The sequence below is a fragment of the Enhygromyxa salina genome (genome assembly GCF_000737335.2).
Classification (GTDB): Bacteria; Myxococcota_A; Polyangia; order Nannocystales; family Nannocystaceae; genus Plesiocystis; species Plesiocystis salina_C.
This window is the reverse complement of sequence record NZ_JMCC02000007.1, coordinates 83,201-103,356: the sequence shown is the minus strand read 5'-3', so window position 1 is coordinate 103,356 and position 20,156 is coordinate 83,201. Positions and strand designations below refer to the sequence as shown.

11 protein-coding genes are annotated in these 20,156 nt (G+C 68.4%); 6 read left to right on the top strand and 5 right to left on the bottom strand.

The features are described from left to right. Positions 1 to 99: 99 nt before the first annotated feature. Both DB30_RS03555 and DB30_RS03550 read left to right on the top strand, forming a co-directional pair. A complete protein-coding gene (locus DB30_RS03555; RefSeq protein ID WP_052546551.1) occupies positions 100 to 4,242 on the top strand; it encodes a serine/threonine-protein kinase in 4,143 nt (1,380 codons plus the stop codon). Between the two features lie 21 nt (positions 4,243 to 4,263). Next, entirely contained in the window at positions 4,264 to 5,745 is a 1,482-nt protein-coding gene (locus DB30_RS03550) for a lysophospholipid acyltransferase family protein (protein ID WP_146657962.1), read from the top strand. Here the strand turns inward: DB30_RS03550 and DB30_RS03545 are convergent. From DB30_RS03545 to DB30_RS03530, 4 genes are all read right to left on the bottom strand, one after another. Next, positions 5,706 to 7,670, bottom strand: coding sequence for a Na/Pi cotransporter family protein (locus DB30_RS03545; RefSeq protein ID WP_052546549.1), 1,965 nt, complete (start codon positions 7,668 to 7,670; stop codon positions 5,706 to 5,708). The two genes, DB30_RS03550 and DB30_RS03545, sit on opposite strands and share 40 nt — an antisense overlap. Then, on the bottom strand, positions 7,667 to 8,563 hold the full coding sequence (locus DB30_RS03540) for a VTC domain-containing protein (RefSeq protein ID WP_052546548.1): 897 nt from the start codon (positions 8,561 to 8,563) through the stop codon (positions 7,667 to 7,669). Before DB30_RS03540 ends, DB30_RS03545 begins: the two co-directional genes overlap by 4 nt. Further along, the gene (locus DB30_RS03535) at positions 8,560 to 9,324 is read right to left on the bottom strand and encodes a TapB family protein (RefSeq protein WP_052546547.1); all 765 of its coding nucleotides are present in this window, start codon (positions 9,322 to 9,324) and stop codon (positions 8,560 to 8,562) included. The genes DB30_RS03540 and DB30_RS03535 overlap by 4 nt, the downstream gene beginning before the upstream one ends. A gap of 308 nt (positions 9,325 to 9,632) precedes the next feature. After that, positions 9,633 to 10,112, bottom strand: a complete 480-nt coding sequence (locus tag DB30_RS03530) for a hypothetical protein (RefSeq protein WP_052546546.1) — start codon at positions 10,110 to 10,112, stop codon at positions 9,633 to 9,635. Between the two features lie 192 nt (positions 10,113 to 10,304). Between DB30_RS03530 and DB30_RS03525 the strand changes: the two genes are divergently transcribed. Then, complete coding sequence (locus tag DB30_RS03525; protein WP_052546545.1) at positions 10,305 to 13,451, top strand: hypothetical protein; 3,147 nt, start codon at positions 10,305 to 10,307, stop codon at positions 13,449 to 13,451. Positions 13,452 to 13,542: 91 nt separating this feature from the next. Here the strand turns inward: DB30_RS03525 and DB30_RS03520 are convergent, their stop codons facing one another. Further along, entirely contained in the window at positions 13,543 to 14,931 is a 1,389-nt protein-coding gene (locus tag DB30_RS03520; protein WP_052546544.1) for a choice-of-anchor L domain-containing protein, read from the bottom strand. A gap of 452 nt (positions 14,932 to 15,383) precedes the next feature. Here DB30_RS03520 and DB30_RS03515 point away from each other — a divergent pair, with 452 nt between their 5' ends. From DB30_RS03515 to DB30_RS03505, 3 genes are all read left to right on the top strand, one after another. Continuing rightward, positions 15,384 to 16,292 (top strand): branched-chain amino acid transaminase, encoded by a 909-nt coding sequence (locus DB30_RS03515; protein ID WP_052546543.1) that lies wholly within the window; start codon positions 15,384 to 15,386, stop codon positions 16,290 to 16,292. A 43-nt stretch (positions 16,293 to 16,335) separates the two neighbouring features. Next, entirely contained in the window at positions 16,336 to 19,113 is a 2,778-nt protein-coding gene (locus DB30_RS03510) for an efflux RND transporter permease subunit (RefSeq protein WP_052546542.1), read from the top strand. A gap of 340 nt (positions 19,114 to 19,453) precedes the next feature. Continuing rightward, positions 19,454 to 20,134, top strand: coding sequence for an outer membrane lipoprotein-sorting protein (locus DB30_RS03505; RefSeq protein ID WP_052546541.1), 681 nt, complete (start codon positions 19,454 to 19,456; stop codon positions 20,132 to 20,134). Positions 20,135 to 20,156: the final 22 nt, after the last annotated feature.

Below are 20,156 nucleotides of genomic sequence, written 5' to 3'. Positions count from 1 at the left end.
GCCACGAATACGTGTCAGCAAAATCCACGAAATTCGCCCTACATTGGTCCGAGGGTCAGGTTCAGTCACTTTGATCTCTGATACGTTGTACTCGAGTTGATGCCTTTCGATGATCATCGCGCGCTGACGGACGCGTCGACGGCCTCACGCCGCCGCCAGCGCGGCGCGGTGATCGACAACACCTGGCACGAGTCCGACTCGCCCGCGAGCATTCGTACTGGGAAGTCGCTCGGCTCCCATGAAGGGCAGGCGTCGCTGGCGATCGCGGATCGGGTCGCCCGGGCCACGCACGCCAAGCTCAACCGCCTCCCGGAGGCCAGCGCGTGCGAGCCGGTGATCCTGGGCAACTACGAGCTCGAGCAGCTCGTTGGCGCGGGCGGCATGGGTCAGGTGTTCGCCGCGCGCTCGCTGAAGACGGGGGAGCGCGTGGCCCTGAAGCTCCTGCATCGGTCCAGCAGCACGGCCCTGCTGCGGCTCAAGCAAGAATTTCGAGTGCTCGCGGACGTCGAGCACCCCAACCTCGTCAAGCTCGAAGAGCTGGTCGTCCCGCCCACGGCCGTGACCCTGTCGTTGCGGGCACCCCCGGCCGCGCGCCCGGAAGCCCCCGGGCTGCCCTTCTTCACCATGGAGCTGATCGACGGGGCTCCGTTCGTCGAGTACGTGCGCGGGCGAACGCGCCGCGGTCAGTTGCCCAACCAGATCCGCCTGCGTCGCACGCTGCGACAGATGCTCGAGGCGCTCGAGCACCTGCACCTGCGCGGCTACGTGCACCGCGACCTCAAGCCCTCGAACGTGCTCGTCGCAACCGACGGGCGCGTTGTCGTGCTCGACTTTGGATTGGTCTCCGACGCGGGATCGCCCTGCGACGCGAGCTTGCCCCCCAACCCGAGTCTGGCCCCCACCACCGGCTTGGTCTCCCATACCGGCTCGCTCTCCACCACCGGCTTGGTCTCCAGCGCCGGCCCGGTCCCAGGTGGCCCGCTCGAGTTCGCCAATGTGAGCGTACAAGGGGCCGGCAGCTCACCCCCCGATCCGGGTGTGGTGGTCAACGACGTGGTGGTTGGGACCCCGGCGTACATGGCCCCCGAGCAAGCTCGACTCGGTCAGACCGGTCCAGCCGCGGACATTTATGCAGTGGGCGTGATGCTCTACGAGTGTCTGTGTGGCGTGCGACCGTTCATGGGCCGTCCGCAGCAAGTCTTGCTGGCGAAGATCGACGAGTGCGCCCCCGATCCGGTCATTCGCGTGCCGCGAGCGGACGAAGATCTCCTGGCGCTGTGTCGCGACATGCTGGCCCGCGATCCCAAGCGACGACCCAGCGCCAGCGATGCGCTCGCGTGCCTCGACAAGGCTCCCCGGGCGCTCAATCGCGGCGACCGCTTCGTCGGGCGCGTCACCGAGCTCGCGCAGCTCGACCGCGCGCTCGCGGTCGTCCGCGGCCAAGCCCACAGCCAGGCCCACTCGGTCGCGGTGATGCTGCACGGGCCAAGCGGCCAGGGTAAGTCGGCGCTGCTGCAGCGCTGGGTCTCGCAGCTCGATCAAGCAGACACGTTGGTGTTGCGCGGTCGCTGCTTCGAGCGCGAGTCAATCAACTACAAAGGGCTAGACACCGTGGTCGACGCGCTCTCGCGCCACCTTCGGCAGCTGCCCGAGCGTGACCGCGCCAGCTCGAGGCCAAGCCACGTCGAGCCGCTGACCCGGCTGTTTCCGGTGCTAGAAGGCATCTGGCCGGCGTGGCTGGAGCGGACCCAGAGCATCGGTCCCGGCGAGCTGCGCGGGCTGGCGCTGGCGAGCTTGCGCGAGCTGCTGCGCCGCATCGCCGACGAGCGCCCCACGGTGGTGATCCTCGATGACTTCCAGTGGGCGGACATCGACAGCGCGCGCCTGCTTCGGCTGGTGCTCGACGATCCGGGCGGACCGCCGCTGTTGCTGGTCGTCTCGTTTCGTCAGCCGCCCGCGTCGGGCGAGGCCGTCGCCGAGCTGCGCGCGCTGGGTCGGGGCAAGCGTGTCGAGGTCCGCGAGCTCGAGCTGGGCGGGTTGACCTGGTCCGAGGCCCGCGAGCTGGTGCTGCCAGCGTTTGGCGATGACGGTCGCGACAGCCGGATCATCGCGCGGGCCAAGGCGCTGGTCCGCGACAGCGGCGGCAACCCGCTGCATATGTGCGAGCTGATCCGCAGCCACGCGTCGGAGCTCGACGCGGAGCTCGATCTCGACGTGCTGATCGCCGGTCGCGTCGAGGCCCTCGAGCCTCGCCTGCGTCAGACCCTCGCGCTGATCGGGCTCGCCAACGGCCCGATCTCGCGGGCGGTCATTCGCGCCGCCGGAGCCACCCGCGACGAGCTCGAGGCCCTGATCGACGCCGAGCTGCTGTGGCTGCCCGAGCTCGACGACGAGCTGATCGAGATCACGCACGACCGCATTCGCGAGGCCGTGCTCGGTGAGTTCGCCAGCGACGCGCTGGCCGGCCTGCACTTGCGGCTTGCGACGGCGCTGGCCCAACTGACGAAGCAGACCGGGCAGACGGAGCCGCCAGAACATGGGACCGACGCCGAGCTCATCGCGGAGCACTATGAGCGCGGTGGCCAACCACTGCTCGCGCTGACCTACGCCGAGCGAGCCGCCCGCCAGGCCATGGACACGCTCGCGTTCGGTCGCGCCGTGACGTGGTACCAGCGCTGCCTCGACTGGCTCCCCGCTGACGCCAAGCCCGAGCGCCGCGCCGGGCTCGAGCGTCACTTGGCCGAGGCCTGCGCGAACTCGGGTCGCCTGGTCGAGGCAGCCCAGCTGTTGTTGGCGCAAGCACGAACGGAGCCAAGCTTGGACGCCCAGGCGCTGCGGGCCAAGGCCGTGGAGTACCTGCTCAAGGCCGGGCGCCTGCGCGAAGGGCTGGACGAGGTAGCGACCGTGCTGCGCAACGTGGGGTTGTCGTACCCAACCCACCCCGCGCAGCTACGCAGCGCCGCGCTGTTCTACCGCCAGGGCCTGGCCCGGGATCTGCGTCGGTTTGTCTGCCAGCCCCAGCCCGACGCAGGCGAGGTCGGGCGCAGCTGCGAGCGCGCGCTGACCCGCGCTCGCGCCAGGACCTGCGCGACCGTGTCCGAGAGCCTGATCGCGCACGAGGGCTTGGTCTCGCTGTACTTCTTGTGTCGCTGGCGGCGACTCGCGGTGGAGCTTGGCGACCCGCTTTGCTTCGCCCGCGCGCTGGGTATCGACGCGATCGTGTCGAGCTCGCTCGGCGATCCGGCCCGCGGGCGCGAGCTGCTGAAGATCGCTCGCAAGCTCAGCGGCGCGCACGTCGTCAACGGCCTGATGTTCGAGCTGTCGAGCGCCTCGGTCGAGGCCTACGCCGGCAACTGGGGGCTCGCGGTCCAGGGTGTCGAGCACGTGTTGCCCCACCTCAGCGCCCGCTCCGACCTGCAGTGGGAGCGACGCCTGGCCGTTGACCTGCTGAGCTGGGCCCAGATCGAAGCCGGGGACTATCGAGCGTCGATCGCCCACACCCAGCGCTCCATGAAGGTCGGCGTCGACCTTGGCGACGTCAAGGCGATCCGCGACAGCGCGGGGCTGCTGGCTTGGGGGCTGGTGTGCGTGGGCGAGCCCGAGCAGGCACAGAAAGTGTTCGAGGACGCCCGCGCGCACGAGCGCGAGCACGCCGAGTTCGTTGGTCATGCTGGTCATGCCGGTCATGCCGGTCATGCCAGTCATCGCCGCGTCGGGGCCGATGTCCTGCGCGACTTCGCGTGGATCCGCCTGCTGCTGCGGACCGAGCGAGCAACCGAGGCGATCGCCGCAGTCGCGCAGCTGCGCGACACCCTGCGCCGGCTTGGCCTGTGGCGGCTCCCTTCCTATCGGCACACGATCTTGGCGCTGATCGCCTTCGCGCACCTTCACGCGCAGCTGCAAGAGCCCACCGCCCGACGTCGGCACAAGCTGCGCTCGCTCGCTCGCAAGCTCCGAGGTCACTCGACCCATCAAGCTGGCAACGCCGCGCTGATCGACGCGACCCTCGAGCAGCTCGATGGCGAGCCCAAGCGCGCCGCGGCAGCGCTGGCCCAGGCCGAGATCTGTTTTGCGCGCGCGGGCGCGAAGGCCAGCTTGGCCGCCGCTCGCTACCGTCGCGCGGCCCTGCTCGAGGGTGAGCCGCGGCAAGCCCTGCTGGCCCAGGCGACCGCCTATTTCAACTCGCAGCAGATCCGCCGACCCGAGGGCTTGATCTCGATCTTGGCCCCGGGGCCAGGCTGAGCCCAGTGCTATCGTAGCTCCGTGGTCCAACCCGCACCGACGCCGCTGTATCGCGCGCTGCGGATGTCCGCCCGCCTGTCGCTGGGGCTGTTCTATCGGCACATCGAGGTCACGGGCCTCGAGCACCTCGAGCAGCTCGAGCACGGGGTGCCAACGATCCTGGCCTCGACGCACCCCAATTCAATCGTGGATCCGCTGCTCGTCGGGCTGTTCGAGCAGCGGCAGGTGACCTTCTGCGCCCGCGACGGGCTGTTTCGCGTGCCCGTGTTTGGCCGGCTGCTGCGCTCGGTCGGCGCGGTGCCCATTCGCCGGCGCAGCGACCACGCTGATGGGGTCGACAACGACGACGCGTTCGCGGCCTGCCGGGCCGTGCTCGCGCAGGGCGGCGTGATCTCGATCTTTCCAGAGGGCAAGACCCACGCCCGGATGCGCGTCGAGCCGATCAGGACCGGGGTCGCTCGTATCGCGATCGACGCCGAGCGCAGCGCGGGACCCCTCGATGTCCACATCGTGCCAGTCGGCCTCAACTACCTGGTCCGCGAGGCGTTTCGCAGCGATGTGCACGTGGCCTTCGGGCCGCCGATCCGGGTGCCGGAGCTGCTGGATCCCACGGCGGATCCCCAGACCTTGGTGCGGGCGCTGACCGAGCGCGTGGGCGAGTCCATGCGCGCGCTGGCGGTCCACGTCGAGCGCGAAGAAGACGAGCGGCTGATCGCCCAGGTCACGGCGATCATCGTGGGGATCCGCGACGCCGAGGGGCTCGACGGAGAGGGGCAGTCACCAGCCGAGCGCACCGCGCTGGCCAGGCGGGTGATCGACGCCTATCGCTGGCTCGAGGACCATGATCCGATCCGCTGCGCCCGGCTGCGCACCCGGGTGATGCGCTACCTCGACGAGCGTCGCAGCCTTGGTATTGGCGGGGTGCAGACCGCCCTGCAAGGCCGCCGCGAGCGACGCCACGGTCGCGAAGATCACTCGATCCTGGGCCCCATCGCGCTGCTGCTGGGCGCCCCGCTGGCCGCGCTTGGCGTCGCAACCTCGATCCTCCCGTTCTTGATCGTGCGCCTGCTGCTGCTGATCGGCCGACCCACCACCTATCGGATCGCGCTGACCAAGCTGCTTGGGGGCACGGTGCTGTTTGGCGGCTGGTTCGCGCTGCTGACCTGGGCCGCCCTCGAGGCCGTTGGACCCGGCGCCGCCGCCTTCGTCGGGCTCATGCTGATGCCGCTGACGGTCTTCACCCATCGCTATCTCATCGACCTGCGTCTGTATCGGTTTGGCCTGCGCAAGAACCTGCGACGCATGGTCCAGCGCCGCCGGTTCGCGCGGCTGCGGAACGAGCGAGACCGGCTGACCCACGAGCTCGCGCAGCTTCGCCACGCCTACCTCGCCCAGCTCCCAAAACCCCAGCCAGACCCCAAGCCAGACCCCAACCCAGATCCCGAACCAGAGCCCAAGCAAGCTCAGAAGTCTTCGGGGACCAGCCCGAGCCCCAATCGGTAGAGCTGGTTGCCAACGGTCTCGTAGCCGTTGGCCAACTCCGCCAAGCGCAGCAGGTTCGCCGAGTTGGCGTCGTCTCCGGCCTCGATCTGCGCCCGCAGATACTCGCGCAAGGCCGCCTCGGTCGCGTTGATCTGGATCTCCCGCGCGCGCAGGTCATCGATCTCGGGCCCACCGCCACCACCGATCAGGGTGGTCGCGTCATCGAGGCCGGCGAGCAGCAGGCCGTAGAGCTCGGCGATGAACCGCCCGCCCTCGCCCTCGAGCCGGACGCCGCGTCGGGCCGCGCGCTCGACCGTGTAGCGGACCTGCTCCATCGACTGCGCGACCGACAGGATCGAGACCAAGGTGTCGGTGTCCGTTGAGCCCGCGCTGGCCTTGGCGAGGTGGGCGTCGGCCAGATCGCGGGCGCGCTCGAGGTGACGCTCGAGCTCGGCTGGCGCGTCTGGATCGCCCCCGAGCACGGCCTGCATCTGCTCGAGCGCACGCTTTTGCTCGATCAAGACCACGCTGATCGGCTGCAAGGACGGGCCGATCTCCTTGGTGGCCGAGCGCGCGTAGGCGGGGCGCAGCAGCCTGCTCAGACGCGTGACCACCGGGAGCACGGCCAGCGTGGCGACGCTCTGCATGACGATGAAGCCGACCGCCAGATGGATCCCGACGTTGGGGTGCAGCAGCTTCTTGCCTCGATCGAGCTTGTCGGGGTTGCTGTTGAGCAGCGTGGCCACGAGCTCCGGCAGCCACGGCAGCATCAGCCACATGACCACGACCGTGACAGCTGCGAGGATCGCGTGGGCGAGGGCGATCTGCCGCGAGGTCCGACCCAGCGGCCAGCTCACCAGCGTGGTGCTGAGCGCCGACGCGAGCGAGGTCCCAACCAAGATCGCCAGGGCCTGGTCGATGCTCAAGAAGCTCGTTGCCTGACTGACGCTGAGCACCAACACGAACACCACGCCGGGGCCTTGGGTCACGAACGCCGCGAACGCACCGAACGCCGCTGCCAGCAGCAGACCCGTGAACGAGCCGACGTCGAGGTGGCGCAGCTCGAGCAACACCGAGGGCTGCTCGGCGAGGGGTGCAAAGCCCGAGCGCAGCATGTGCGCGCCGTACAAGAGCAGGCCCACACCCGTGACGATCTTGGCGGTCGAGCGGCCGCGCTGCTCGGTCGCGGTGAGCCGCAAGATCACCCCAACCGCGATCACCAAGGGCGCCTCGCGCGAGGCCGCGAGCGGCAGCACGGACCCAACCACGACCGCCCCAACGTGCGCCGCGAGGACCAACACGACGGCCGACGAGAAGCTGAGCAAGCGCCGCTCGGCCGAGGGCAGCGCGAGCGCAGCCGCCAGCGTCGAGGTCTGCGTGACACCTCCGAGCGCCGCGCCAAAGCTCGCGCTGCGCCGGATGGAACGGGTGAGCCCCCCCACCCGCCGACGCAGCGTTGCCCCGGCGCGATGGCGAAACGCCCGGGTCAAGGTCAGCAGCCCAAGCAAGACGAGCGCGAGCCCACCCACGACGTTGCGAAGGGTCTTGAGGTAGTTGGGCGCTTCGATCGGCAGCGGCCGCGGCGGGCTCTTGCGGCCGTCGAGCGAGATCCGCAGATCCGCCGTGCCATGGGCCACGTCAGGCAGGCGCAGCACCACTTCGTCGCCGCGCACGTCGAGCGGGGTGACCTTCACGCCATCGACGACCCCGAACACATCCTCGCGCGACTCGACCTCCGACACGAAGTGGACGACGATCGTGCCCCCGGGCGGCGCCGACGAGGGCTGCACGTCGACGATCCGGGGCTTGCGACCCAGCGGGATCCGCACGTCCGCCGCCGCGTCGGGCTGCTCGGCCTCGATCCACGACACCAGCCCGTAAATGCCGACGAGCAGCAGCGAGAGGATGATCCCCAGAGCTCTCTTGCGTGCTTTGGTGCTGATCATGTCTGGTGGACCGCGTGTGAGGCCGCGAGGAATTTGCTGAAGGTGCGCTGGCCGACCCGCGCAGGCTCGAGCTGGGTCGCGCTGACCAGGGCCCGCAGCCACTCGGGCTGGGCCCCGCGCAGCTTGAGCTCGACGAGGTACTGCGACAGGCGGGTGATCGGCGGCCCGCTGACGAGCTCGCGCAGCGAGGTGTGCTCGCTGATCCCGCCGGGCTCACCGGACCTGTTGAACATGTCGGCCGGCGCCCGATAGAACCCCAGCCGCGTGTCCAGGGTGATCCGCATGCTCCCGCTTGGATCCTGCCACGCGCGGCGCCGATAGTGCGCCAAGCAGTCCGGCCGCAGCGGCCCCTCGGTCTGGGTGCAGAGCTGGGCGATCTGCTCGAGCACCTGATCCGCGTCGGGCCCCCAATTCGAGCGCTGCTGCGCGAGGGTCTGTTCGCTGATCACACCGTCCGACAAGAACCGGCTGACCTCGTCCGATGGCAGCGAGAACCGAACCTTGCGGGTGCTGGCACCGACGCGGGCCTTGACCTCCAACCACACCAGCGGCTCGCGGCGGATCACGCCCGAGCGCGAGGTCACGACCTCGGTCAAGTCGGGGTGCTCGTCGTAGTACTCGCGCGCGCGCAGCTTGACGTTGTCGTCGCCGCGCTCACACGCGCGGGCGATCTCCCGCGTCTGCGAGTCGAAGTACAAGGTCGTGACGTAGTGGACCGGCCGCGGCAAGGTGTTGGCGTTGTCGCCTCGGAACCTGTGCTCGCCGATCTGCTTGGTGACGCCGTCGACGAACGCTCGCGCCTGCGCAGGGGCCAAGAAGTACTTGTCCTCCACGCGATCCGCGAAGATCAGCGCGTCATTGCGCACGTCAGCCGAAGCCACCGAAGACGTCATGGAAAGTTGGCTCCTCCCGGGATCGAGACGCTCGCCAGCTCTTCGACGCGGCCTTCGGCGGGTCGCTCTTCGCGGACCTTGCCGATCCCCGGGGCGTTCCAAAACAGCACGCGCTCGCCCGCCGTGGTCCCGACCGTTCGGATCCGCTCGATCTTGATGCAGTTGAAGGTCCCCGCTGGCACCGTCACGGACTCGTTGATGGCCAGCACCTCGTAGCTGTGCCCGCGCGGCTCGTACTTGGGGTTGAGCCCGGCCCCGTCGGTCTCGTTGCGATCGTAGAGGATCTCTTCGATGAAGCCGACCGTGTCCCACTTGTCGTCGGCGCGCAAAAACCCGGGATCGTAGTCGACGATCATGGTGGTCCCGCTTGCGTCCTTGATCTCCTTGTGCACGCGCGCCGCCGCCGTGCCGGTTCGCACGATCGTGCTCTCGGTCCACTCGCCAAGGTCGTCGGGGTTGTCGGACAACACCCACGCGGGCCCGCCCTCCCAGGTGATCTCGGTGGCCTCGACGATCTCCATGCCCAGGATCTGCCCGGTGCTGGTCGAGGCCAGGTAGGTCCAAGTCGCGCCGTCGACGAGCGGGTACAGGCTGCCGTCCTCGCCGACCGAGCCAGTGTCCGAGGACTCCTCGGATGATGAGCTTTCCGTGGGGGTTTCGTCGCCGGGCGGCGATGCCTGGCCACACGCCACTAGAGCGAGGGGCAGCGCGAGCAGAGAGATCGCGAACATGGTCTTGGGAAACAAGATGATCTTGGTCATGGCGAAGGTCAGGTCAGGTTGGGTCGATGATCTCGACGCCATTCTTGCGGCGCGTCGTCAAGGACTCAGCGGCCGCGATGCACCGCGAAATGTGCCTCTCGTCACTAATATGTAACCCGTCGCTCACCTCAATTACACAATTAGTTGGTGGCCACGCGCGGTCACCGGTGTAGAGCCAAGCGACCCACTGCCCAGGGTGAGCCCGTCCGCGACGGCATCTGCAAGACGGCGAGGAGCCCTCGCTCGAGCTGAAGAAAGCCAAGCGGCGGGTGCTGGCGCAGCCCACGGTGGACCGCGGGACGATCAACTCACTCGCTCTGGACGGTTGCCTGCCAGGCTTCACCGTCGTGCTTGACGGTGACGAAGTGATCGCGCTGATCGACCACAATGGAGAAACCTGGCGACTCGTCCCACTCCCAGCAGGTGCGCACGACCGCAGCCGCAGCTGCCGCCGGGCCGACGAGATCCGCGACACCCGCGACGATCACCACCCGACCCTCGGATTGCTCGACGACCAACGCGACCGGGCGACCGGGATCGTGCTCCGCGAGCATGGAGAAGATCCGATCTTGCTCCACCAGTGTGGCCGCCGCGAAGGTCGGCAGCACCAAGAACAGCTTCATGCTGGCGACGGTCGCCTGCGCGACCTGAAACACCGGGCCCGAGTTGCCCTCGTTCGCGTCACGCAGGACCTTGGTCTTGTTGCCGAAGTCGTAGACCCACAGCGCGCCCGAGCCAGGCACGACAAATAGAGCTTCGTCTTCGAGCCGGACGGCGAACTCGGGCACGATCGCATTGTGCCTTGTCACCGCTGTCGACACCAGCGCGAGCGGCCTCGTATTCAGCTCGGGCGAGCGCTTCTCGCCCGCTTGCGGACGCGTTCGTAGACGCCAGACCGCGGGTCCAGGCCCGCGGGGTGGATATCTCGCGCGGCACGAAATCGCTCGGGGGCCGACGGGTCGCGTCGTATCGTCGCGGCGATGTCCCTCGCGCTGATCGCCGCGCTGATCGGCTTGCTGCTGAGCCTGGTCGCTCGTCGGCGACGTCGGCGTGCGCGGCTCGAGCTCGACGATCTGGTGTTGGCGCTGGCGATCCATGTTGGGCTGGTGGGGGTCACCGCCACCGCGCTGGCCTGGTGTGGGTGGTTTGGGCCGCACGGACTGAGCCTCGCCTGCGCAGGCTTGGCGCTGGCTTGCTGGCCGTGGACGCTCGAGCGCGAGCGCGCACCTGCAGCCGAGCGGCCGACCTCGCTCGGGCACACGCTGATCTTGCTGGTGATCGTCGCGGGTGGGATCGGCCTGCGCCAACCCACGATCCCCGCCGCCTTGGCTGGGCGCGATCAAGGCACCTACGTGCTGCGGGCCGAGCTGAGCGCGCGCACGGGCGCACTCGGCTGGACCGATCCGGTGCTGGCTGCCGCGGGTGACGAGCTCGATGGCTACGCGACTCCGGCCGGCGCGCTCGATCTGCTGGGGCTGTATCCAACGAGCAACGATCCCTGGCGACGGGATCGCTACGACGGCGCGTACCGACCGGGCGCGTACCTTGGCGACCGCGAGCGCGGCGAGGTCATCCCCCAATTTTTTCACCTCCACCCGATGCTGCTCGCGGTGAGCGAGGCCGCGCTCGGACCGGGGCGGCTGTACTTCACGCTCACTTGGATCGGTGGCCTGTGGCTGCTGGCGCTGGCCTGCTGCGCGCGACGGCTGTGGCCGCGCGGACCTTGGGCGGCGCTGGCTCTTGCTCTGATCGCAGCCTCACCCTTGGCGATCTGGACGGCACGCACGCCGCTGAGCGAGAACCCGATGGCGCTGTTCGAGTGGGCGGCCGTGCTGGCCGCGCTGCGCATGCGCGATGGGGTCGAGCGCGGCGGCGCGTGGTGGGTCGCCGGCTGCCTGGGGTTGTGCGCGTTCGTGCGGGGCAACGCGTTGATCGTGTTGCCGGTCGTGCTCGCGCTGGTGTGGCTGCGGCCGCGCGCGCGCGACTCGAGCAGGTGGGCGGCGCACTTGGTGCTTGGCGCGCTGCTGGCCAGCGTGATCCTGCACGCCGCGAGCAGCTACCCCTATGTCCATGACGAGCTGCTTCGCCAGCTCCCCAACGTTGGCCTGGGACCCGCGTCGCTGGTGACCTTGGCCGTGTTCGCTGCGCTCGCGTGGATCGTCGTCGACTTCGAGCTACGCGAGCTCGAGGCCGCCCGCCTGCTCGCGTCGCTGCCCAGGTGGCTCGCGCTGGCCTGCTTCGCGGCGTTCGGCCTGTGGTGGTCACTGCGGGGCGCGGCGCCCGAGGGACGCCCCTACAGCCGGCTCGACGCGGCGCCGATCCTGCTTGGCGCGCCGCTGTTGGTGCTCGCGGGCGCTGGCGTGATCCTCGTTGCCCGCCGCTGGCGACCGCGGCCGGATCAGATCTACTTGGTCGCGCTCGCGGCCATCGTGCCGGTCACCGCGATGCTCTACGCGCCGCGCCAGCTGCCCACCCTCACGTTCTTCTACTACGGCCGCTACTTGGTCCCGGAGCTGCTCCCTGCCGCCGCGTTGGCGGCCACGGCCGCGATCGCGTTTGGGGTCCAGCAGCTCGCGGGCCCAAGCGGATCGCCCAAGCGGGCCCGCACCCGGATCGCCTGGGTAGTCGGTGCCGTCGCGGCGCTCGGGTTGCTGGGGTCGGTCGCCGGGCCGCTGGTTCGCTACCCGCAGCTGCGCCTGCGCGAGCACGCTGCGGCCGGCGAGGCGCGAGCGTGGCTCGCCGCGCGACTGCCCGCGGACGCCGTCGTGATCGCGGGCGGCGAGGGCTGGCACAACGGCCACACCCACAACCAAGTTGGTGGCGCGCTGGCCATGGCCCACGGCGTCACGGTGCTGCCCTACCGCACCCGCGAGGACGCGTGGATCAGCGCCTGGGAGCTGCTCGTCGCTGGCCCGGCGCGCCGCGGCCAAGCCCCGCCGCCCGTGTTCTTGCTGGTCAACGAGGCCGCCCACCAGCACACCCGCGAAGACGGCACCCGCGTGGCCCTGCTTGACGAGCAGCTGTGGGCGCCGTTCGTGGTCGAGCGGGCCTCGCTGCTCGAGCTGTTCGTCCACGCGCTGACGCCGATACCGGATCAGCTCCCCACTCGAGTCGCGCGCCACGAGCTGCGCATGGGCTTGCTGCGGCTGGCCGTCGATCCTGCCGCGCTCGCCCGGATCGAGCGTGTCTCGTTCGAGCGCGGGGCGGCGGGGTTCGGCCGCGAGATCGCTGCCCAGTCGATCCGCGGCGGCCTCCACGATGACGGCCGCACCTGCGTCTCGCCCGACCGCCCCTTGAAGCTGGTGATCCCGCGCTCGGCCTGGCCTGCCCACGTGGTCGTGGTCGCAGCTGACGTCAACCCACGCTCGTCCGCGCGGGTGCCAAGCTGGTCGCTCACGATCGACGGCGTCCCCGTGGCGCTCGAGCCACCTCCGGGTCTGCCTGGCCACGCCCGCGCCACGCTCGGGCCCGCACCGATCCCGCTCGCGCTGCCCAGCGAGACCGCCAGCGACACGCTGACCGTGGAGATCCTCGGCGCCAAGCTACCCGAGGCCCAGCGCGCCCCGACCGACTGCCCCCATGGCCGGGTCGCCGCGCTCTACCTGCTGCCCCGCGAGCGCAGCAGCGTGTTCGAGCTGGACCCGAGCCAGATCGAGCTCACCACGATCGCGCCAGAGCACAGCTTGGGCCACGAGATCGTGCCGACCGCCTGGGTCGCCGGCCGCAGCCTCTCGCGCTACCGACCCGGCACCACGCCCACCCCCGCGCTCACGGGGCTCGCGATGCGGCTGCCGGCTGGCATGTCGTTGAGCTTCGCCCCGATCGATCTGCCGCTGGGCGAGCTCGGCCGCCCGCGCCCGCTCGATCTGCTCGTCACCCTCGCCGGCACCTCGACGGACGCCAGGGCGACCCTGCATGTCTATGCCAACGAGCGGCGGATCGGCACGATCGAGCCGCCCGCCATGCGCACGGGCAGCTGGATCGCGCCACCGATCGTGTGGCGTCCCGGCCCGGATCGGGATCGTGCCCAGCTCCGCGTCGAGCTCGTCAGCCCAGGCGGGGGCGCGGTCGACGTACGCGACCTCGCCCTGTTCGCGCGCCACGAGGGGCTGACGCGAGCCGACTGAGCGCCCCCCAACCATGAAAACCCCATGAGGAACCACGAAAAAACGGGCGGTCAGTGACCGCCCGTTTTCGTTGTTTCGTTGCAGACCGGCACTACTGCGGCTGGATGCCGCAGGAGTTGACCTCGCTCGGGATGCAGCCTTCGCACTCCCAGCGGAAGTTATCCAGCAACACGCCAGTGGCGAGGATGCTGTCGGCCATGTCGGCGATGAAGAAGGTCAGCTGGAAGACCTCGCCGGGGGTGGCGGAGCCACGCGCGACGAACCAGCCCGTGCCGGCGTGACCTTCGAAGCCGGTGCCCGCGAGCTGCGGCGCGTTGGCCTTGTACTGGAACGCGTTGGCGTTCTCGAGCGAGGTGATCGTCAGCGGGGCGTCGTTGACGAAGGTGATGTTGCCCGTGTAGCTCTCTGAGGTCGACCAGGCGATGAACAGGTCGTTGTACTGGGTGTTGTAGTAGGTCGGGAACTCGGACGAGAAGTACGCGAAGTCGAAGATGTAGCCTTCGGTCTCGGCGGGCACCGTCAGGTCCATCTGCATCCAGAGCTTGTCGTTGGGGTTGTTCCACCCGTTGACGTTCCAGTGCTGATGCAGGCTGTCGGAGCAGTCGTTGACCAGGTCGCAGTCCATGAACGGCGTGCCGCCCAGGCCGTTGTTCGAGCCCCGGTTGGCGGACAGCGGCGCAGGCAGCCCGCCCCCATCCTGGTTGCCGTTCTCGCCGTTGCCGTCCTGCGAGCCGTTGGCTTCCGTGACCACGCCCTGGCCGTTCGCCTGCGCGACCAGGCCCGTCGAGAGGATCAGGATCGCCGTCGAGGTGTTCGGCGAGATCGAGTCGTCGTTGGGGCTGACCCAGTCCATGGTGTTGGCCGCCCACAACTTGCCGTTGTAGTTGGGGCCGTCGGCCGTGCCGAACTGAGCCGCAACGCGCCAAGCGTTGTTGTTGCTCGAGTTCATCACGGCGTTGGCGGCCTGGATCGAGTTGGTCGCGTCGCCACCGGGGCAGTTGATGCCGATCGCCTCGAACGGGTTGTTGGTCAACATGCCCGGGACGCCGTCACAGTCCACGTAGTCCGCTGGCGCCTCGCAGTTGTTGTTGCCGGTGGTTGCGGTGGTGCCCATCGTGTCGGTGTCGGTGGTCTCGGCGGTGTCGCCGTCTCCGTCGCCACTTGGATCACCGTCGCCATCGCCACTGGGATCGCCATCGCCGTCGCCGGAGGGATCACCATCGCCGTCGCCGGAAGGATCGCCATCGCCGTCGCCGCTGGGATCACCATCACCGTCGCCAGTGGTCGCGGGATCGCCATCGCCGTCGCCCATGTCGGTGGTCATGCCTTCCATGCCGTCGCCGTCGCCGTCCCCATCACCGTCACCCGAGGTAGCGGTTTCGCCGGTGTCTTGGCCGACGTCGGTGGCGGTATCGTCGGCACAGCCGACGGCGAGAACGAGAGACAGGGTGGTGATCGAGACGAACGAGGTGCGCTTCATATGTGACTTCCAGGGTCTAGGAGCGCATAGCATCGCCTGCTAGCGGGCGCGTCTGCAAGCCCAAAATCATGGATCCAGAGGGTCACAAACTGCCGGATTTCTTCGGTTTTCTGTCTAGTTGTGGTGATCGTCCACCGTCGCGACTGCCCAACCCATGCCAGCTTACGTCTGTCATCGAGACTGTCGCCAAGTCGGTCCCAAACCTCGGAGCGAGGACCTCGACTGGTTCGGAATTCTGGCGTGTCGTGCTCGAAGTCCATGACGCGGAAGCGCGTACAACCCGCGCCCATGGTTCGTTATGACACTTTTCACACATTCACCTCGCCCGGGGCTCGCACTCCCGCGAACCCGGCTTCGCATGAGCATGGATCCCGCCCAGATCCGCACAGACTAGCTCCGCGCCCGCACGGGACGAAGTACTCGGGTTTTGCCGTATCCTCCCGCCCGTCACCATGCTGAGCTACATCGACGGCAACATCGTGGACGAGGCGCACGCGACGGTCAGCATCCGCTCGCGCGCGCTCAACTATGGTCTGGGTTGTTTTGGCGGGATTCGGGCTTACGCCAGCGACGATGGCAAACAGCTGTTCGTGTTTCGCCTCGCGGACCACGTTCGGCGGCTGGCGGACTCGGCCAAGATCCTGTTCCTGCCCCTGCCGATCAGCACCAGCGAGCTCTCGAGCGCAGTTTTGGACCTTCTGCGGCGCAACGACCTCCACGAGGACGCCTACGTGCGCCCCATGGTGATCAGCAAGACCGCCAAGCTCGCGCCGCTGCTTCGTGAGGAAGACGCGAGCCTCGTCATCTGGTGCATGCCGCTGCAGCGCTACATCGACAAGGACTCGATCGACGTGTGCATCTCGTCGTGGCGACGCACACCCGACAACTCGATCCCCGCCCGCACAAAGCCCACCGGCGGGTACTTGAACAGCGCGCTCGCCCGGCGTGAGGCGTACGACAACGGGTTTGACGAGGCGATCTTCTTGACCGGCCAGGGCATGGTGTCCGAGGGCAGCGCGGAGCACGTGTTCATCGTGCGCAACGGCGTGCTGATCTCGCCGCCCTCGACCGAGGACAACCTCGACGGCATCACGCGCCGCACCTTGATCACGCTCGCCACAGAGGATCTGGGCCTCTCGTTCGTCGAGCGGCCGATCGGTCGAACCGAGCTCTACGTCGCCGACGAGATGTTCCTGTGCGGAACCGGCGCGCAGGTCACCCCGGTGCGCTCGGTCGATCGCCGGGTGCTCGGCGACGGCGGGATCGGGCCGATCACCAAGCAGATGGGCGACCACTTCCAAGCGGTCGTGCACGGACGGGTCGACGACCGACGCGAGTGGCTCTCCCCTGTGTGGGTTTAGTCGCTTGTAGTTGGGGGCGAGATCGTTCGATAAGTCAGGCTTGGTGGGCGACAGCGACAACAAGCAAGGTTCCAAGGCGAGCTCCGAGCGACTGCACCCGATCGTGCGGGCGCGGTGGGCGATCCTGGCGGTGTTCGTGGCGTTGTGTGCCTGGCTGATACCTGGTGTCGCCAACATCCAGAACGACGACGACGTCCTCGCCTTCTTGCCGCCGGATCACGCCGAGGTCATTAATTTTCAGGAGGTCGCCAAGCGCTTCGGCATGACCGAGGTCGCGCTGGTCGGCTTGTCCGATGACGGCGCCGACCTGCTCGCGCCGCAGCGCGTGGCCAAGATCCGCGAGCTCTCCACGCAGATCAAGCAGCTCGGCGAGGTCAAGACGGCGCTGTCGTTCGTGGACCTGCCCAACCCGGTCGTCAACGAAGACGGGCTGGTCGTCGACGCCCTGGTTCCGACCGGGATGACGGACCCAGACAAGATCCGCGCGCAGGTGCTTGGCAGCCGCGACGCCGTCGGCAACCTGATCTCGACCGACGGCAAGGCCGCGGCGCTGCTGGTGTTCCTGATCCCCCGCGACACCGAAGGCGCGGGCGCCGAGGCGTTCGCGGCCCGACGCCAGACCCTCGATGAGCTGCGGGGCCTCGTTGAGGATCAGTGGGAGGGCGAGGCCTACTTTGCGGGCGCGCCCTACATCGAGATGGCGGCCTCGAGCTCGAGCCGGGCCGACATCGAGCGGCTCTCTCCGATCGTGATCGGGGTGCTCGCGGTCGCCTCGGCGTTGCTGCTGGGCTCGGTCACCGCCGCGTTCTTGAACCTGTTGGTCACCGGGCTCGGGGTCGCGCTGATCATGGGCGCGCACGGCCGCTTCGATGAAGCCCTGACGATCGTCAGCTCGTCGACGCCGGTGATGATGGTCGCGCTTGGCGGGGCGTTTGGCATGCACGTCCTCGCTGGCTACCAGCGCCGCGAGGGCACCAGCCAAGCGCGCGCGTCGGCGACCCTCGATGAGCTGTGGAAGCCGGTGTTGATGTCGGGGGCGACCACGGCGGTCGCGTTCTTCGCCCTGTACGTGATGCCGCAGGTGCCGATGCAGCGGTTTGGCATGATCGCCGGGGTCGGCGTGCTGCTGCTGTTGGTGCTGGCCTTGCTGGTGCTGCCGGCCCTGCTCGCGGTGCTGCCCGACAACCTGCTGCAGCACAAGCCCGAGCGGCCGCTGCCGATCCCCGGACGCCCGCCGTGGTGGTTGCTGGTCGCGATCGCGGCGGTGAGCGTGTTCTTGGCCCGGGGCATGTCCGCCGACGTCGACACCGTCAACGTGTTCGACGAAGGCAGCGAGGTCCGCGTCGCCAACACCTTCTTCGACGACAACTTCGGCGGCTCGACCTACCTGCAGGTCACGATCGAAGCGGACATCGGCGAGGCCGAGATCCTGCGAACGATCCGCAACATCAGCGAAGAGGTCCGCGCGATCGAAGGCGTCGTCGACGTGCGCTCGGTCTACGAGCCCGTCGAAGTGCTCAACGCCGCCCTGGGTGGCCGCCGCGGGGTCCCCGAGACCACGCCCCGAGCCGGACGCGTGCTCACCTACCTGATCGGCCACCCGGCGATGGTCCAGCTGATGACCGACGAGGCCGACGGCGCGCTGATCCACATCAAGCTCGCGCCGATGAACGGGGACCGCCAGGTCGAGGCCACCGCGCAGATCCGCGAGGTCGTCCAGCGCTACGCCCCCAGCGACAAGCTGCTGCGTGTCGCCAGCACCAAGGTCGACGCCGTCGCCGAGCATCGCGACGCGCAGACGGCCGAACGACTCGGGCGCTTGACCGACACCAAGGTCGACGTCGAGCAGCTGCGCGCGGCCGCGACCAAGCCTCCCGCCGCCTTGATCGCCAAGGTCATCGAGCTGCGCGATGGCCTCGATGACGAAGAAGAGGGCGTGTTCATGATGGACATCCCCGGGCTGCAGTCGCTCGATCCCGCCAAGTTGCTGGTCCTGCGCGACGCCGAGCTCGAGGCCTACATGCGCGCGAACCTGCCAACCGCGGTCGCCGAGGACGCCGAGGGCATCGCGCCAGCGGCCAAGCACCTCGGCGCTTGGATCGACGAAGCCAAGGGCAAGTACAAGGTCGAGGGTTGGTGCGCCGCGCTCGACCTCGAGGCCCGCTGCGACGAGCTGCGCCCCGCGCTGGCCGAGCTCCAAGACGAAGAGTGGGTCGTGCCGGCCAGCTTGGAGCTCGGGGCCGATGCCGAAGTCCGTGAGATCCCGGCCGACATCCGCCTGACCGGGCAGCCCGTCATTGGCCAGGCGTTCGCGCAGAGCGTGACCAAGTCGCTGCTGATGTCGACGCTCGTCTCGATCGCGGCGCTGGGCGTGGTCTTGCTCCTGACCCGCTCGCTGTTTGCCCTGGTCCCAGCGATCTGGACGCTCGCGTTTTCCGCGGGGATCATCGCCGCGCTCGGTCACCCGATCAGCGTTGGCACCAGCATGGTCGCCTGCATCGCGCTTGGTGCTGGCGTCGACTTTGCGATCCACCTCGGCTTCCGCGCGCGCTCGTACAAACAGCGCGGTGCCGGTGATCGGGCCGTTCGTGAGCTCGGCGCGGTCGTCGTGATCAGCGCCGTCCAGCTGGCGCTCGCGTTCTCGGTCCTGCTGCTGTCCGAGATGCCCCCGCTACAGCAATTCGGCATTGGACTGGCGATCAGCTTGGTCGGCGCAGCCCTGGGCGCGGTCTGGTTCACACCTATGCTGATTCGTGGTGCAATGCGCGACGAGCGTGGATCTGAGGGCGCATCCAAGAGTGTATCCAAAACCGGACACTAGCGCGCACTTCAATGCACACTGCACGCATTGCGGGATGCCCGAGGCCATTGTGGATGCAGACTAGGGACCGGTGTGTAGAACGCTCACGCGACTGTGATCCGGATCACCAACTAGCCCGCGAGTGGGCCTAAATTGCCGTTTCGAGGCTGAAACCAACCGCTAAAAATAGAGAATAGGTGCTGTCGCGAGGCGTCCAAGGCCGCGTGCTCGAGCAGGGGTGGTCCATGACACCAACCACCCTCGACTGACACCGACCGGAGCCCCCATGAAACTCTCAGCTCTCCTCTCAGCTCTCCTCGTTTGCACTCCTGTCGCCCTGGCGATCGTCGCGCCCCCCAGCGTGGCCCAGGCAGCCGACGGAGCCGCCGTCCTGAAGAAGCTAGACAAAGACGCCAAGGCGTTCGCGGATGTCAGCTACGTCTCGACCATGGAGATCTGGAAGAACGGCAGCAAGAAAAAGACGCTGCAGTTCGACATGACCATGAAGGGGCTCGACAAGCAGTACATCAGCTTCACCGCCCCGGGCGACGTCGCCGGCATGAAGATCCTGATGGTCGGCGACGAGCTGTGGATGTACAGCCCCGAGTTCCAGAAGGTCCGCAAGGTCGCCGCGCACGCCCAGAGCCAAGGCTTCCTCGGCAGCGAGTTCACCCCCGAGGACATGGTCATGACCGGGCTCGAGAAGCACTTCGACGCCGAGATCGGCGGCCAGTCCGGCAACGAGACCTCCCTGACCCTCACCCCCAAGCCCGACTTCACCAGCTCGTGGTCCAAGCTCGAGCTGACGATCGACAAGACCAAGGGCGGCGTCACCAAGATCAAGTACTTCGACGGCTCGGGCACGGCTGTGCGCGAGCAGCTGCGCGAAGGCTGGTCCAAGATCTCGGGTAAGCCGATGCCAACCCAGATCAAGATGAAGAACCTCAAGACCGGCGCCGAGACAGTGATTCAGCTGTCCGACATCAAGGTCGACCAAGGCGTCGAAGACGACTTGTTCTCACGGCGCACGCTGCTGCGCTGATCGAGCCCTGATCCAGGGCTGA

Excerpts from the sequence above, each read along its gene's own strand:
- DB30_RS03540 (WP_052546548.1), bottom strand. The coding sequence starts at position 8,563 with ATGACGTCTTCGGTGGCTTCGGCTGACGTGCGCAATGACGCGCTGATC.
- DB30_RS03520 (WP_052546544.1), bottom strand. The coding sequence starts at position 14,931 with ATGAAGCGCACCTCGTTCGTCTCGATCACCACCCTGTCTCTCGTTCTC.
- DB30_RS03525 (WP_052546545.1), top strand. The coding sequence starts at position 10,305 with ATGTCCCTCGCGCTGATCGCCGCGCTGATCGGCTTGCTGCTGAGCCTG.
- DB30_RS03555 (WP_052546551.1), top strand. The coding sequence starts at position 100 with ATGCCTTTCGATGATCATCGCGCGCTGACGGACGCGTCGACGGCCTCA.
- DB30_RS03535 (WP_052546547.1), bottom strand. The coding sequence starts at position 9,324 with ATGACCAAGATCATCTTGTTTCCCAAGACCATGTTCGCGATCTCTCTG.
- DB30_RS03545 (WP_052546549.1), bottom strand. The coding sequence starts at position 7,670 with ATGATCAGCACCAAAGCACGCAAGAGAGCTCTGGGGATCATCCTCTCG.
- DB30_RS03515 (WP_052546543.1), top strand. The coding sequence starts at position 15,384 with ATGCTGAGCTACATCGACGGCAACATCGTGGACGAGGCGCACGCGACG.